Source organism: Sphingomonas sp. 179-I 2A4 NHS, from assembly GCF_045369135.1.
In the GTDB taxonomy this organism is placed as follows: Bacteria; Pseudomonadota; Alphaproteobacteria; order Sphingomonadales; family Sphingomonadaceae; genus Sphingomonas.
The window spans coordinates 92,017-108,696 of sequence record NZ_JBIQFL010000008.1; the positions used below are offsets into that span (position 1 = coordinate 92,017).

Annotated in this window: 8 protein-coding genes; 5 read left to right on the forward strand and 3 right to left on the reverse strand. The window is 67.7% G+C overall.

The genetic code is table 11. The annotated features are described in order from the left end of the window. Positions 1-69 precede the first annotated feature (69 nt). A complete protein-coding gene (locus ACH0CP_RS14170; RefSeq protein ID WP_406893923.1) occupies positions 70-4,290 on the reverse strand; it encodes a translocation/assembly module TamB domain-containing protein in 4,221 nt (1,406 codons plus the stop codon). Continuing rightward, complete coding sequence (locus ACH0CP_RS14175) at positions 4,290-6,479, reverse strand: autotransporter assembly complex family protein (RefSeq protein WP_294442391.1); 2,190 nt, start codon at positions 6,477-6,479, stop codon at positions 4,290-4,292. The genes ACH0CP_RS14170 and ACH0CP_RS14175 overlap by 1 nt, the downstream gene beginning before the upstream one ends. Before the next feature lie 402 nt (positions 6,480-6,881). Here ACH0CP_RS14175 and ACH0CP_RS14180 point away from each other — a divergent pair, with 402 nt between their 5' ends. From ACH0CP_RS14180 to ACH0CP_RS14200, 5 genes are all read left to right on the forward strand, one after another. Continuing rightward, the gene (locus ACH0CP_RS14180; RefSeq protein WP_294442390.1) at positions 6,882-8,105 is read left to right on the forward strand and encodes an efflux RND transporter periplasmic adaptor subunit; all 1,224 of its coding nucleotides are present in this window, start codon (positions 6,882-6,884) and stop codon (positions 8,103-8,105) included. A 58-nt stretch (positions 8,106-8,163) separates the two neighbouring features. Next, the gene (locus tag ACH0CP_RS14185) at positions 8,164-11,340 is read left to right on the forward strand and encodes a multidrug efflux RND transporter permease subunit (RefSeq protein ID WP_406875549.1); all 3,177 of its coding nucleotides are present in this window, start codon (positions 8,164-8,166) and stop codon (positions 11,338-11,340) included. Further along, on the forward strand, positions 11,340-12,809 hold the full coding sequence (locus ACH0CP_RS14190) for an efflux transporter outer membrane subunit (protein ID WP_294442388.1): 1,470 nt from the start codon (positions 11,340-11,342) through the stop codon (positions 12,807-12,809). The genes ACH0CP_RS14185 and ACH0CP_RS14190 overlap by 1 nt, the downstream gene beginning before the upstream one ends. A gap of 159 nt (positions 12,810-12,968) precedes the next feature. Continuing rightward, positions 12,969-13,508, forward strand: coding sequence for a GNAT family N-acetyltransferase (locus ACH0CP_RS14195; protein WP_294442386.1), 540 nt, complete (start codon positions 12,969-12,971; stop codon positions 13,506-13,508). A gap of 70 nt (positions 13,509-13,578) precedes the next feature. Further along, a complete protein-coding gene (locus ACH0CP_RS14200; RefSeq protein ID WP_294442385.1) occupies positions 13,579-14,379 on the forward strand; it encodes an alpha/beta fold hydrolase in 801 nt (266 codons plus the stop codon). Between the two features lie 18 nt (positions 14,380-14,397). Here ACH0CP_RS14200 and ACH0CP_RS14205 read toward each other — a convergent pair whose 3' ends face one another. Further along, positions 14,398-16,614: a TonB-dependent receptor gene (locus ACH0CP_RS14205; protein WP_406889640.1), complete on the reverse strand. Its 2,217-nt coding sequence runs from the start codon at positions 16,612-16,614 to the stop codon at positions 14,398-14,400. Between the last annotated feature and the right edge of the window lie 66 nt (positions 16,615-16,680).

The window sequence follows — 16,680 nt, forward strand, 5'->3', positions numbered from 1 at the left end:
ATCGCCACCGGGGCGTCGGCGTAGTGCCCCGCCCATCATCACGGGCGGCGCACGATGCCTGACCTACCCTCAATAATCCTTCGAGTAGCGAAGCTCCGCGTTCGATCCGCCGAACGAGCCCGCCTGGGTGAGCAGGCTCAGCGACTTGGTGAGCGCGATGGTGAGCTGCGTCGCGGTGAAGCCGCGAGCGTCGGTCACGATCTCGATATAGATGTTGTCGGTGAGGTACTTGCCCGCCGCCAGCGCGCTGCCACGGCCGGTCGCTTCGTCCGCGCCGAGGATGCGCAGGCGATCGAAGCCGGTGGCGGAGCGCAGCTTGCCGAGCGGGTTCAAGCCGCCGCCCGAGCCGCGCAGCGAGTTGAGCGCTGCGGCTAGCTGGATCGCCTCGGTCGCCGACAGATTCTCCGGGTTGGTGCCGAAGAGCAGGCGGCTCAGCACCTCGTCCTGCGGCAGGCTGGGCGTGGAGGTGAAGCTGATCTGCGGGCGCTGGCCGGTGCCGGTAATGCTGATGACGAAAGTGGTACCCGCGTTGACCGTCGTCGCGCGGATATCGATCTCCGGATCCGTCAGCGGGCCGCCGACGAAGCGGATGCGGCCGCGATCCACCTCGAAGCGCTTGCCGGCGAAGGAATAGGTGCCGCGCACGATATCGAGCCCGCCACTGATCGTCGGGGCAGCGGAAGTGCCGCCGACGCGGATGTCGGCCTCCCATTCGCTTTCCAGCCCCATGCCGGAGACGAACAGGCGGTTGTCCGCACGGATCCGCATGTCGAGGCGGAACAGGCCCGGCGGAGATGCGGGCGGCGGGCGATCGGTGATGCGCGCGGGGCGAATGTCGCTCTTGCGACGCACGCCGGTGAGCTCGGGCACCTCGGCCGCGCCCTGACGGATGATCTCGTAGCGTGCCTCGGGGATGGTGAGATCGGCCTTGATCAGGCCGCCACCGCGCCCGTTGGTGATCGACACCGTGCCGGTGGCGGTGGCGCCGATCGAATCCGATCGGGCGAGCTGCGCATCGTTAAGGCGCGCGTCGATCTGAAGCGGATAGCCCTGCTCCGCGGCGAGGCTGACATAGCCCTGTGCCTGGACGGTGCCGCTGCCGGCCCGCGCGGTGAGGCTGTCGAGCTGCAGCCGATCGTTATTGAAGCGCGCACGGATCGCCATCTGCGACAGGCGCGTGCCGTACGTTTCATTGTCGTAGGTGAGCGCATCGGCGCGGATCACGCCGTTCAGCCGCGGCGCGGACAGGCGGCCGCCGAAATCAGCGGCGATCGCGATCGGGCCGCTGAGCTGCTGTTCCGGGAGCGCCGCCAGGCTGAACAGCACGCCCGACGGGCCATTGTAGCGGATGCCGCCGCTGAGCGGCGCGGCCATCAGGCGCGACACCCACGAACCGCCGGCGCCGAGCGGGCGAAGGAAAGCCTGCATCCGTCCGACGGTGGTCGGCCCGCGCTTGAACAGCGCGCGTGCTTCCGCGCCGTCGCTGACGAGGCGACCGGCGAAGACCACGTCGACCGGATCCGACACGGTGGCGAGGCTGGAGCGGGTGAAGCCGTTGATCGCCAGGCGCACATCGGCCTGCGGGAACGCACTGGCATTCGCCTGCGCGAAATCGAGGCTGCCGGTTGCCTTGCCGCCGATGCCGAGATTCGGAACCAGCGCATTCGCGACCGAGAGATCGAGCGCATCGAGCCGCAGCTGCGCGGTGACGCCGCTGCCATAGGTGCCGGCGATCCGCGCACGGCCCTGATCGAACAGGATCTGCGTCGGCGCGAGGCGATAGGTGCCGTTGCTGGCGGTGATCCGCGCAGGGTTTCCGGTGCGGAAGTTGATCGCATTTGCCTGGCCCTGCAGCGCGACGAGATAGTCGTTGGGCGCAAGCCGGGCGTTGGCGGCGAGGCGGAACGGCACGCCGTTCGAACCGGTGAACAGCGCCTGCGCCGTGCCGCGCCCGCCGGCATAGTTCACCTTAACCCGGCCAGTCTGGATCACCGTCGGGCCGTAGCGGAGGTCGGCGACCTGCGCGTCGGCGACCACCTGCGGCGTATCGTACAGCACGATGCTTGCCGTCACGAGGGCGCGGCCGATTACGAAATCGACGTCGCCCGGGATGGTGGCGGCATAGGCGCGGGCGTTGACGTCGGCGCGCTGGTATTTGCCCTGCGCGCCGAGCTGGACTGCACCCGTGAGGCCAGAGCCGGCGAATTGTACCCGGCCTGAGAAGGGCCCCGCCGCGGTCTGCACGACACGGCCGGAGAAGTTGACGCCGGCAAAGACGATACGCCGGATGTCGATCGCAAGTTGCGCGCCCGGCCGCACCAGAACGTCTGCGGTGAATGGGCCGTAGGTGGTGCCACCGGTCGCCGTCACCGCGTAGGCGCCGCCGCGGCCGACGATGCGCGCATTGAGATCGACGAGACCGACGCCGACCCCGGGCCGCGGGGCACGCAGCGTCACCACCGGCGCAGCAGCGCTGCCGGTGACGCGCGCGGACAAGGGACCGTATTGGTTCGAATAAGCGTCTGCCGAGACGAGCACCGCGCCGGTATTGAGGTCGTACCGGCCCTGCCCGTTCGTCACGCGGAATTGCGGCGCGTTCACCTTCAGACTGCGGAAGGTGACGATGCCGTCGGTATCATAGCCGAAGTTGCTGAAGATCGTGGCATTGCCGCCGAGGAAGCTGCGCACGCCATCGTTGAAGATCTGACGCGTCTGGATGCCGACCCGGCCGACGATGCCGAAGCCGCCGTTGGGCTTCGTCACCAGTTCGGCATCGGTGTTGAGATTGATGATGCCGACGCTTTCGACGCGGAAATTGTTGACCCGGCCCTTCAGCGCGCCGGTGTAGCGCCCCGTTTCCATGTTGGCGGCGACGATCGCGGTGGCATCGATCGTATCCGACCGGATGCGCAGATTGTCCGACAGGATGGTCGGCATGTCGATCGCGAGATCGCCGTCGATCCGCACATTGGTGGTCAGCCCGCCGAGCGCCGGGTTGAGGCCGCTGATCCGCCGCGCGCGGGCGTGCACCGGCACCATGATGCGATCGGCGTCGACCCGCGCGAGCCCCTCGGCATAAAGGTTCTCGACCGTGGTTTCGGCGAAGCCCAGCGCGGTGGCGCGGACCTTGTAATCGACGGTGGGCGTGGCGAATGCGCCGTTCAGGACGACGCGCGCGAGCACGTCGCGACCGCGCAGGTTAGGCGCTATCGCACCGGGGGTGAGCAGCTTCGCATCGACCGCGAAATTGCCGAACTGGCTGTTGGCGAAATCGAGGATGCCGCCAGCGTCTACAGCGAGCGCCGAGGAGGTGAGCTTGACGCGGGTATCGGCCCGGCGTTCTGCCAACGTAGTGTCAATCGCGACATCGAGCTGCGGCGCGGTGAGACGTTCGACCGGCCCCTCGAGATAGAGTCCGGGGCGCGTGGCGCCGCGAATCTCGATATGCCCGTTGCGCGCCGAGAGGTTCAGATCGGCGAGCCGGCCGGCGCCCAGCGTCGCGACGGCCTTGCCCTGCCACGACTTCCAGTCGCCGCGCCCGTCGATCGTGGCGGTGAGCGGCGCCTTGGTGCCGGCGAGGCCAGAGACGAGGCCGCCCGCCGGCGCGAAGAGGCGCGCATCGATATCAAGCTTGTTCTCGTCCGGCACGGCATCGAGCCGGAGCTTCAGCGTGTCGCCGCCTGCGATGCCGGGCGCACGCAATGCGCCAGCGTCGACCGTCAGCTGCGCGCGGCGATCGGCGATATGTGCCGCGCCGTTGATCTGCGCGATGTGGCGCTGCCCCGCGACCGCGGGCTCCATGACGAAGCGGGCGACGCGAAGCCGATCGATATCGATATCGAGATCGGGCAGCAGCGGCGCGTTGGGGTCACTCGGCTGCGGGATGAATTCGGGATTGCGCGTCATGGTGATGAGCTGGCTTTCCAAGCTCTTCACGTTGACGTGGTTGTTGATGAACGAGAACGGCCGCCAGTCCACATCGAGCCGCGGCGAGGAAATGAACACGCCCTTCGGATCGCTGACGCGCACGTCGCTGAGCACCATGCGGCCGTAGAGCGAGCCGTCGATCCGCCCGACCTTGATGTTGAGCCCGCCGGCGGTGCGGTACCCACCGATCTGGTCCGCCACGAGGCGGCGGCCCGGATCGGTGTTGATGCCGAAGATGATCGCGACGAGCAGGAACAGGAGCACGAGCAGCGCGATCCCGATCCACTTCAGGATGCGCTGCCAGAGCGGCCGGTGAACGGTGACTTCCTCGGCCGGGACGGTCTGGGCGTTGTCCATGGCCATCAGAATGCCTGACCGACGGAGACGTAGAGCGCGATCTTCGGATCACCCGGCCGCGGGTTCAGCGGTGTCGCGACGTCGACGCGCATCGGCCCAAAATTGGTGTAGAACCGCCCGCCGATGCCAGCGCCGAAGCGCAAGTCCGACGCCTTGGGGAAGGTACTTTCATAGGCATTGCCGGCATCGATGAAGGGGACGATGCCGAAATTGCCGAAGCGGTAGCGCGCCTCCAGCGAGAATTCGTTGATGCTGCGGCCGCCGATCGGGCGCAGATCGGCGTAATCGATGTTGCCGTCTTCGTCGGGGATCAGTGTGGAGACCGGCTCGAGCGGGCCGAGCCGCTGATAGCCATAGCCACGGACCGAGCCGCCGCCGCCGCCGTAATAGCGCCGCGACGGCGCGATATCGTCGCGCGCGATGCCGAAGATCGAGCCGGCACGTGCGCGCCCCGCGATAACGAGGCTGTCGCTGACCGGCACATAGGCGGTCGCCTCCACCATCGTGCGGGCATAGGGGCGCACCTCGCCCTGAACGGAGGTTTCCGGGCTGAGATTGAGCTTCAGGCGATACCCCTTCGTCGGGTTGAGCAGATCGTTCGACGTATCCCACACGGCCTGCGTGGGGATCGCGGCGATGCCATAGGTGCGGCGGACGCGCTCGTTGCGCTCGAAGTCGAACACGCTTTCGTTGGTGAGGACGAGTTCGCCGCCGAACACATAGGTGAAACGCTTCTGCCAGATCGGCGTGGAATCGTATGACCAGCGCGCATAGGCCGTGCCGGTGAAGGCGTCGAACGCATCATAGTTGGAGTGATCGGCGGTGATGCCGGCGGCAAAGGTGCGGTCGCGCTTGCCCGCATTCTGCCGCCGGAACGTGGCTGCCGCGCCCTGCTGCTGCGTACCGGCGACTGCGGCGAGGATGACGGCGCCTTCGGGTGGGAAGAGATTGCGGTGCGTCCAGCCGCCGGCGAGCTTCACGCCCTCCCCAGTGCCATAGCCGGCGCTGCCGCCGAGGCTGCGCCACTTGCCCTTTGCCTGCTTGACCAGCAGATCCACCTGCTCGGTGCCGTCGGGCCCCGGCTGCCCCGTGCGCACCGGTTCCACGCCCACGCGATCGAACAGGCCGGTCGCGACCAGCGCCTCGCGCAGATCGTCGGCCAGGCGATTGTCGTAGAGCTGCCCCTGCTTGAAGCGCGGGAAGATCGAGAGGTGATCGAGATCGAAGACCGGATCGCCCTCCATGCGCAGCCGACCGAACGACGAACGCGGGCCGGTTTCCACCGGAAGCGTGTAATCGCCCGTGAACGTCTCATCATCGAGCAGGATGTCGCGCTCACCCACCTTTACGAAGGGATAGCCGCGCTGCGGCAGGACGAGGCTGACGTTGGCCTCCGCACCCTGGATCCGGGCCGCCTCGATCGGATCACCGACCTTGAGCGGCAGCTGGGTGCGCACGAGGTCCGGCGGCACCGTCGGATCGGCGTCGACCGTGACCTTGGCCAGCGTGAAGAGCGGACCGGGCGTGGCGGCGATGACAACGCGAAGGCGGCCGGGCTCACCGGGAACCGCCTCCAGCGTGGAAGTGGCGACGCCATCATAATAGCCCATCGATTTCATCAGGCGGATGGCGAGCTGCGCATCCTCCTGGGCGCGGGCATTCACCTGCGTGGCGTTGGCGGCCTTTCCGTCGCCTTCCCGCAACGCCGACAGCGACTTGAACTCGCCTTCCAGCCCAATATCCGCAAGGCCGCGGACTTCGGTTTCGTAGCGGATCTCGGGTGCATCCGCGTCGGCGACATCGGCGGCGGTCACCAGCGGAACCGTGTCGGTGCTGCTGAGCGGGGTGAGCGGCTGCGCCAGTTCGCCATCGAGCGGTGCCGGCGGCGGCATGGTGCCGGTCGGAACGATCGGGGCCGGCGTGGCGGTGGATGGCGCTGAAGTGGCAGGTGCGGACGTGATCGGTGGCTGTGCCGGCGTGCCGGCGTCCGCCGGCATCGGCTCGAGCGGCGCATTGATGTCGTTCGACAGCGGCGGGAGTGCGGCATCGAAGGTCGCATCGGGGACGATGGGGGCATTGCCCTGCGGATCAACCGCCGGCGTTCCCGGCGCTGGCTGAGCGGACGTCTGGTTGTCGCCCGGACGTGGCTTCGGCGCATCCGGCCCCTGCGCCGGCGCGGTGCCGGGCTTTGCCATCTGTCCGCCGGCTGCCGTCGATGCCGCAAGCAACGCAGCAGCCAACCAGCGATGACACCCGGAATTGAACCCCACGCACTGCCCCTTCTCGTACCGGCGGGGCTGCATCTTTGGCTATACCCCCTCCGCTCCGGCTAACGATGCCACAGGCAAAAGGTTGCGATGACTACGTAATAATCCTCAACGACGAGGGGTGGAACGGCGCTTCGAAAGCGGTTACGGCCGTCACTATCGCCCAGCGTTTCAATAAGTTTCCGCGGTGTCGCGGCGCCGCGCTGGAGCGATCCTCATGCGGAGAAAGCAGCCCTCTTGCGGAGAACGGGATATAATGCATCGTCTGTTTGTTCAGCGCGGCGAGGCGGCTTGTCCGTTGATGAGAGCGACGGGCTGCGAGCGGGATTGATGCATCTGATGAACGGACGAGGGCTCGCCCTGGCGGGGGCGCTGGTGCTGGCCGCATGCAGCGGCGGAGAACAGGCAAGCGAAGGCAAGGGAGCGGGCGGACCCGGCGGGCCCGGGGGCGGGCCGGCGCAGGTCGGCTATGTCGTCGTCCAGCCGACGCGCGTGCCGCTGATCACCGAGCTGCCCGGGCGGACCGTCGCCTATCGCAGTTCCGAGGTGCGGCCGCAGGTGAGCGGCATCATCCAGAAGCGCTTCTTCAAGGAAGGGTCGGTCGTCCGCCAGGGCCAGCCGCTCTACCAGATCGACCCCAGCCTCTATCGCGCCGCCGCCAATGAGGCACAGGCCAATGTCGCCAGCGCGAGCGCCACTGCGGAAGCCGCGCGGATCCGCGCCGAGCGGCTTCGCCCGCTCGCCCAGATCGAGGCGGTGAGCAAGCAGGACTATACCGACGCGGTCGCGACGCAGCGCCAGGCCGAGGCCGCGATCGCGCAGAACCGGGCACAGCTGGAAACGGCGCGCATCAACCTTCGCTTCACCACCGTGCCGGCGCCGATCACCGGGCGGATCGGGCGATCGATCTTCACCGTCGGCGCGCTGGTGACGACGAGCCAGGCCGATCCGCTGGCATCGATCCAGCAGCTCGACCCGATCTATGTCGATATCCAGCAATCGGCAGCATCGATGCTGCAGCTGCGCCGCGCGCTTTCCAGCGGCGGCGTGCTGCCGGCGACCGCCACGGTGCGGCTGAAGCTGCCCGACGGCGCCGATTACGGCGCGACCGGCGTGGTCGAATTCTCCGAAGTGGTGGTCGACGAGCAGACCGGCACGGTGACGATGCGTGCGCGCTTCCCCAATCCAAATGCACTGCTGCTGCCGGGCATGTTCGTGCAGGCGGTGTTCGCCCAGGCGATCGACGCAAGCGCCTTCCTGGTGCCGCAGCAGGCCGTCTCGCGCGATCCGCAGGGCAACGCCACGGTATGGATCGTCGGGCCGAACAACAAGGCGGTTCAGCGCACTGTGAAGGCGGGCCGGGCGATCGGCGAGAACTGGGTCGTCACCGGCGGCCTGCGCCCGGGCGACAAGGTGATCACGCAGAGCACGGGCAATCTGCGTCAGGGCGCGGATCTGCGCCCGGTGCCGGCCTCGTCCCCGGAGATCGTGCGTCCACCGTCGCCCGAACAGCTGAAGCAGCAGCAACAGCAGGCCAAGGGCAAGGCCGCCTAACGTGTCACGCATTTTCATTGACCGGCCGATCTTTGCCTGGGTGCTCGCGATCATCGTGATGATGGCGGGCGTGGGCGCGATCCTGTCGCTGCCGATCGCGCAATATCCCGACGTGGCGCCGCCGCAGGTGTCGATCCGCGCCACGTATCCCGGCGCCAATGCCGAGACGATTGAGAATTCGGTCACCCAGATCCTGGAACAGCAGCTGACCGGCATCGACGGGCTGCTGTATTTCTCCTCCTCCTCCTCCTCGCGCGGCTCCGTCTCGATCACCGCCACCTTCGCGAAGGGCACCGATCCCGACATCGCGCAGGTGCAGGTGCAGAACCAGATCCAGCAGGCGCTGAGCCGCCTGCCGGCGCAGGTGCAGCAGCAGGGCGTGGTGGTGCGCAAGTCGAACCCCGACTTCCTGCTGATCGCGGGCGTCTATGACGCCAGCGACCAGATGACGAACCGTGACGTCTCCGACCTCATGGTTTCGACGCTGCAGGATCCGCTTGGCCGCGTGCCGGGCGTCGGCGACACCAACGTGTTCGGTTCGCAGTACGCGATGCGCATCTGGCTGGATCCGGCGAAGCTCGCCAGTTTCCAGCTGATGCCGGGTGACGTGATCAGCGCGATCCAGACGCAGAACACGGAAGTCGCGGCAGGCGAGATCGGCGGCCAGCCGATGCCGAACACGCAGATGCTGAACGCGACGGTGACGGCGCAATCGCGCCTGCAGACGCCGCAGCAGTTCCGTGACATCATCCTGAAGACGCTGCCCTCCGGCGCGACGGTGCGCGTCGGCGATGTCGCGCGCGTCGAGCTCGGCTCCGAAAGCTATAATGCGAGCAGCCGGATCAACGGCCATCCGGGCGCCGGCATCGCGGTGCTGCTCGCCCCCGGCGCCGATGCGCTAAAGACCGCGGAACTGGTGAAGGCGGAGATCGCGCGCGTCGCCAAGACCTATCCGCCGAACATGCGGGTTGCCTATTCGAACGATTCCACCGCGTTCATCAAGCTGTCGATCGACGAGGTGGTGAAGACGCTGATCGAGGCCATCATCCTCGTCATCATCGTCATGTTCGTGTTCCTGCAGAGCTGGCGCGCGACGCTGATCCCGACGATCGCGGTGCCGGTGGTGCTGCTGGGGACCTTCGCCGTCTTCTATCTCGCCGGCTTCTCGATCAACACGCTGACGCTGTTCGGCCTGGTGCTGGCGATCGGCCTGCTCGTCGACGACGCGATCGTCGTGGTGGAGAACGTCGAGCGGTTGCTCGAGGAAAACCCGGAGATGACGCCGCGCGAAGCGACGATCGAGTCGATGCGCGAGATTACCGTGGCGCTGGTGGCGATCGCGCTGGTGCTGTCGGCGGTTTTCCTGCCGATGGCGTTCTTCGGCGGATCGACCGGCGTCATCTATCGCCAGTTCTCGATCACCATCATCTCCGCGATGGTGCTGTCCGTGGCGGTGGCGATCATCCTCTCCCCGGCCCTTACCGCGACACTGCTGCGCCAGCGGCACGCCAAGAATGGCGACGGCGAGACGCCCAAGCGCAGCCGGTTTGCGTGGGTGAACGAGCGGCTGGAGCGTGCGCGCGACTGGTTCAACACCAGCTTCGAGCGCGGCACCGAGCGCTACGTGACCGCGGTGCGCCGCGTGGTGGATCGCAAGTGGCTGTTCGTGGCGGTGTATCTCGCCACCGTCGGCTTGCTGGCGGTGCTGTTCCTTCGCCTCCCGACCGGCTTCCTGCCGACCGAGGACCAGGGCGGCGTGATCGTGCAATATCGCCTGCCGGCCGGCGCGACGCTCGGCCGGACGATGCAGGTGCAGCGGCAGGTGGAGAAGTATTTCGAGACGTACGAGAAGAACAACGTGAAGACGCTGTTCACCGTCTCCGGCGGCGGTGGCGGCGGCGTCAGCGGGCAGAATACGGGCCAGGGCTTCGTCCAGCTGACCGACTGGGCCGACCGCAAGGGCAAGGAAAACTCCGCCGACGCGATCGTGGCGCGTGCCGCCGCGGCGTTCCGCGCCCTGCGCGACGCACAGGTGTTCGCGCTGGTGCCGCCGGCGATCCGCGGCCTCGGCCAGTCCGAAGGCTTCACGCTCGAGCTCCAGAACACCGGTGGGCTGAGCAAGGCTGAGTTCGCCGCGGCCCGCGACAAGCTGCTGGCGGCGGCCAATGCCGATCCGAAGCTGACCGGGGTGCGCCTCAGCGAACTGCCCGATATCGGCACGTTGCAGGTGAAGACCGATCCGCAGCGCATCGCCGCGCTCGGCATCTCGCAGACCGATGTGAACACAACGCTCTCGACCGCCTGGGGTGGCCGGTACGTCAACGATTTCGTCGATCGCGGACGCGTGAAGCGCGTGTACGTGCAGGGCGACGCGCCTTATCGCGAGGCGCCCGACGACCTCTACCAATGGTTCGTGCGCGGGCAGAACGGGCAGATGGCGCCCTTCTCCAGCTTCGCGACCACCGGCTGGTCGCAGGCGCCGACCACCGTCTCGCGCTTCAACGGCATCGAATCGTTCGAATTCCAGGGGCAAAGCGCGGGCGGCAGCTCGGGCGACGCAATGGCGCGGATCGAGGAACTGGCCAGCCAGATCCCGGGGACGAGCATCGCCTGGGCCGGCATTTCCTATCAGCAACGGCTGTCGTCGGGACAGGCGCCGCTACTCTACGGCCTGTCGATCATCGTCGTCTTCCTGTGCCTTGCGGCGCTGTACGAGAGCTGGTCGATCCCGATCGCGGTGCTGCTCGTCATCCCGCTCGGCCTGATCGGTGCGGTCGCCTTCGTCACGCTGCGGGGGCTGACCAACGACGTATATCTGCAGATCGGCCTGCTGACGACGATGGGCCTCGCGGCGAAGAACGCGATCCTGATGATCGAGTTCGCCGAGCAGGAAGAGAAGAAGGGCGCGCGGGTGATCGATGCCGCACTGACCGCCGCCCGGATCCGCCTGCGCCCGATCCTGATGACCAGCCTTGCCTTCATCTTCGGCGTGCTGCCGCTGGCGATCTCGACCGGCGCTGGCGCGAACAGCCGTATCGCGATCGGCACCGCGGTGATCGGCGGCATGCTGACCGCGACGGTGCTGGCGATCTTCTACATCCCGCTGTTCTTCGTGCTGGTGCGGCGCGGCTTCCGTGACACCATGGCACGAATGCGCGGGAAGGAGCCGGGCTACCACCCGCCGGCCGACGACAATCTGCCGCCCGGCGGCACGCCGCGCCTGGAGCAATCGTGATGCGCCGCCTTGTCCCGCTCCTTCTCGGCACGGCGCTGATCGGCAATGGCCTGGCGGCATGCAGCATGGCGCCAAAGTACGTCCAGCCGGCACTTCCGGTGCCGGCGTCCTGGCCGGTGGGCGACGCCTATCTGCGCCAGACCGAGGCGGCGCTGCCCAGCGTTTCCTATCGCGACATCTTCCGCGATGCGCGGCTGCAGCAACTGATCGACCAGGCGCTGGCGAACAATCGCAACCTGCGCGCGTCGGTGGCGAACATCGAGGCAGCGCGGGCGCAATATCGCATCCAGCGCGCCGAGCTGTTCCCGCAGATCGACGTGGGCGGCGCCATCAACCGCCGCGAAGTAGGCGCCGCGGCGGCCGGCGGCGCCTTCACCGTCGGCGGGACGACCTACACCGCGCGGGCCGGCGTCAATGCGTTCGAGCTGGACCTGTTCGGCCGCGTGCGATCACTGAGCGACGCGGCGCTCAACCGCTATTTCTCGCAGGAGGCCGCGGCGCGCGCCGTCCGCCTGACGCTGACGGGTGATGTGGCGGGGGCGTGGCTGACCTATGCCGCGGATCAGAGCCTGATGAAGCTGGCCGAAGACACGGCCGCGATCGCGCGGCGGTCGGTGCAACTGACGCGCGCACGGGTGGAAGGCGGAATCGCGCCGCGCACGGACCTGCGGCAAGCGGAGCAAATCCTGGCCACGGCAGAGGCGAATATCGCCAGCCAGCGGACCGCGATCGCGCAGGACGTGAACGCGCTTCAGCTGCTGGTCGGCGCGCCCGTCGATCCGGCGCTGCTGCCGCGATCGATCGAAGAAGCCGCGGGCACGATCGCGGAGCTGCCGGCCGGCCTCGACAGCCGCGTGCTGCTGCGCCGGCCGGACGTGGTGCAGGCGGAATATGACCTGCGCGCCGCCAACGCCGAGATCGGCGCCGCGCGCGCCGCGCTGTTCCCGACGATCTCGCTGACGGGGCTGTTCAGCTTTGCGAGCACCGCCCTCTCCTCGCTGTTCACCGGCGGCGCGCTGACCAAGAATGTGAGCGCCGCGGCGGATTACCCGATCTTCCGCGCGGGCGCCGGGCGGGCGGGGATCGCACAGGCGACCGCGCTGCAGCGCGCCGCCCTCGCCACCTATGAAGGGACGATCCAGACAGCGTTCCGGGAAGTGGCGGACGCGCTGGCGCGGCGCGGGACGGTGAGCGAGGAGCTTGCCGCGAACGAGCGCTTCGCGAGCGCCGCGGCCGATACGTTCCGACTGACCGAAGCCCGCTATCGCGGCGGGATCGACACGTTCCTGACCAGCCTCGACGCGCAGCGGTCGCTCTACACCGCACAGCAGATCGTGGTGCAGACCCGGCTGGTGCGGGCGACAAACCTTGTCACCTTGTATCGCACGCTGGGCGGGGATTCGCAGCTGGAGACCACCGCAGGGGCGCCGTCGCTCACCGCGTCGCAGGAGCCGCAGCAACAGCCTTGACGCTCGCGATGGGCCATGAAAGTCTTTGCGGCATGGAATGGATCATGCCCGATCGCACGAAGATCGAGGCGAACGCGATCGTTCCAACGGGCGGCGATGTCCGCTTCGTCGCGGGCCGGACCGGGCCCGCCCCCGCCGGATGGCTTGCCGAAAGGCCTTATGACGCACCGTATCAGAGGGTTCCGCATTGCCGATCGCGACGCGATGATCACCTTCGCCAACAGCCTGCCGGATCATGACCTGCTGTTCCTTGGCCGCGACCTGAAGCATCCGCGGGTGATCGCGGCCTGGCTCGGCGCGGTCGCGGAGGGGTGGATCGACAGCCTGGTGGCGGAGGATGACGGCGTGATCGTCGGCACCGCCGCGCTGGTGCAGGATCCGCTGGGCTGGTCCGCACACGTCGGCGAGGTGCGGCTGCTCGTCTCGCACGAGCGCCGCGGCGTCGGGGTCGGCCGTGACCTGCTTGAGGCGATGTTGCGGGTCGCGCACGAACGCGGCCTCGCCAAGCTGACCGCCGCGATGACGCCGGACCAGCAAGGCGCGATCGCGCTGTTCGAGAGCCTTGGCTTCCGCAGCGAGGCGCTGTTGCGCAACCAAGTGCGCGATCGCACGGGCAATGCCCACGACCTGGCGATCCTCGCGTACGACGCGACGCGCACTGCCGCGGAACAGCGCGGCTCGAGCTTCGACATTAACTGATCCGGGAGCGGGCGCCGAACTTTGCATCTGGGTGCGCGTTGACCTTGTGATCCTTCAGGAGACGTTGCGCATGGCCAAAGCCGCCAGCGATCCGGCCGCACCGGCAAAGCCCCCCTCCCCGTTCCTGGCGCTGACGGAACTGCCGCGAGCATTGTTCGAGCTGGGTTCGCTGCCCTGGGCGGCGCCGCTGCTGGCGAGCGCGCCGCGCGGCGACGGCCATCCGGTGCTGGTGCTGCCGGGCTTCTCCACCTCCGACCGGGCAACGGCGGTGCTGCGCCATTACCTCGCGCGGCTCGGCTATGATGTGCACAGCTGGGACCTGGGCCTGAACCTCGGCCCGCGTGCGATAGGCCGGGAAGGCGAGAAGCTGGCGGCGCGGGTGAAAGAGATTCACAGCGCGACGGGACGCAAGGTGAGCCTGGTCGGCTGGAGCCTGGGCGGAATGATGGCGCGCGTGATGAGCCGGCGGATGCCCGAAGCGGTGCGACAGGTGATCTCGCTCGGCTCACCCTTTGCGGGCACGCCGCGGGCGACCAACGTGTGGCGCATCTACGAATTGCTGAGCGGGCAGAAGATCGACGATCCGGTCGCGCGCGCGCAACTGCGTGAGGGGACCACGCCGCCGCCGGTGCCCTCCACCGCGATCTGGAGCCGGGAGGACGGCATCGTTTCCTGGCGCAATTGCGTGGAGCCGTTCGCCGCCAACAGCGACAATATCGAGGTGCACGGCAGCCATTGCGGCCTCGCGGTCAACCCGGCCGTGCTTTACGCCATCGCCGACCGGCTGGCGCAGCCGGAGGACGATTGGAGGCCGTTCGACCGCAAAGGCCTGATGCGCGCGATCTGCTATCCTTCGGCCGGGCACAACTGAGCCCGGCCGAAGCAGGGATCAGAAGCTAATCCGCGCCGCCACGCGAATGTCGCGGCCGGCAAGCGGCACGAAATCCTTGGTGAAGGACGCGTGCCGGCGTGCATCGACATCGAAGATGTTGTTCGCCGACAGGATCAGCGTCGTCTCACTTTCGGTGCCGAACGGCTTCCACGACAGCGAGGCGTTGACGAGGGTGAAATCGTCGGTCGGCGTCTCGAAGGCAGCGATGCGGTTCTGCGGGGTGACATGCTCCACCTCGACGCGGCCGCCGATCGGGCCGCTCCTGGCGCTGAGCCCGGCGAGCACGCGCAGCGGCGGAATGCGGGGCACCGGGCCGCCACCGTTGTTGAGCGTCGCGCGGACATAATCGGCGACGACATTGCCATCGAGCTCAAAGCTGCCACGGCGCAGGAGCTTGGCCGTCACCTCGCCCTCCACGCCATAATAGCGCGCGCCGGATTGACGATATTGGAACACCGGCAGGCCGTTCCGTTCAAGATCGGTCTCGCCTTCGTATATGTAATCGTCAAACCAGGTGGCATAGCCGCTCAGCTGGAAGGTCAGCGGTCCGGCGACGCCGCGGGCGTAGACCTCCGCGCCCCAGCTCTTCTCCTTGCGGAAATCGGGATTGCCGACTTCATAGGCCTGGGTCGCGACGTGCGAGCCGTTGGAGAACAGCTCCTCGCCCGACGGCGCACGCACGGCGCGCGAGCCGTTGATGCCGATCTTCACTTCCGGGGCGACCGCGTAGGAGACACCGAGTGCGCCCGAGAAGGCATCGAACTGGCGGCTGATCGTGGCGACGGGTGCGTCATCGTCCAGCCCCAGGCGCACGTTGGTGCCGCGCACATTGGTATGTTCGTAGCGCGCCGCTGCCTCTAGCCCGAGCTTGCCGAAGTTGAACTCCTGCAGGGTGAAGAAGCCGTATTGATCGGTGACGTTCGGTGCGACGAACGCCTCCTCACCCACGGCAGAGAAGTCGCGGGTGAAGCCCTGGAAGCCAGTGACGCCGCGCCAGCCGTTGCGATCCGCCTGGACGAGTTCCAGCCGGCCCTCAAAGGCTTGCGAGTTGAACACGGTGCCGACTTCGCCGCCCTCAAACTCGGTATGGTCGTAGTCGGCAAAGCCCGCGCGGAACCGGATCTTGTCGATGAAGCTGCCGTAGGTGTTCACCTCGCCGCGCATGTCGGCGCGGAACTGCTTCATCCCGATGGTGACGGCGTCGTGATCATGCCCGCCGCCATGGTCGTCGCCGTGATCGTGCCCGTCGTCATGATCGTGGCCGTGGCCGTGCGGATCGGCGATCTCCGGCCGCTCGGCGACGCCGTACTTGGTGTCGTAATAGCCGACCGAGAAACCGAGGCTGCCGCCGTCGTTGATCAGCGCGACGCCGGCACCCAGCGTATAGGTTTCCGTGCCGCTGTTGGGCAGGCGGCCGCGGCGGTTGGCAAGCGCCGTGGATTCGGCGGCTTCATCGGCATGGCCGTCCTCCGCCTGATGCTCCGCGAGGTGAAGCAGATCCGACCGAAGCTCCGGCGACAGCTGATAGCCACCGATGCGCAGATCGTCGGTCTTGCGATAGCTGCCGTCGACATGGACGACGATCTGCGACGAGAGCGCCGCGTCGACGCCGGCGCCGACACTGCGTTCGTCGGCCGCCGAGCCGTAAGTGCCGGTCGCATCGACGTGATAGCCATGTTCCGGCACCACGCGCGGTATGCGCCGATCGATGACGTTGACGGCGCCGCCGATCGCCTGGCTGCCGAACAGCAGCACCGCGGGGCCGCGCAGGATCTCGATCCGCTCGGCCGTGAGCGGATCGATCGTCACCGCGTGATCGGCCGAGGTGTTGGACACGTCGAGCGAGCCAAGCCCGTCGGTCAACACGCGAACGCGCTCACCCTGAAAGCCGCGCAGCACCGGGCGCGAGGCGCCGGGGCCGAACGACGTGGCGGAGACGCCGGGCTGGCTGACCAGGGTGTCACCGATCTGCGGGCGAATGTCGCGGGTGAGCTGATCGCCCGAAATGACCGACTTACCGGCGAGAATATCGAGATCGCGCACGAACGGCGCGGTGATCACGATCTCGCGATCATTTTCGACATGGGTTGAGCTGGACGAGGCGACGGGTGCCGGCATAGTCTGAACAGCAGCGTCGTTCGGCGGCGCTTCCTGCGCCATCGCAGGGGAACAGATCGCCGCACTACCGGCAAGCAAGATCGAGATTCGTTTCACCAAGGCCCTCCCAGCACTTGGAAGGACCCCCTAAAGTGCATGAGATAATGTATCAAGGGGGTGTTA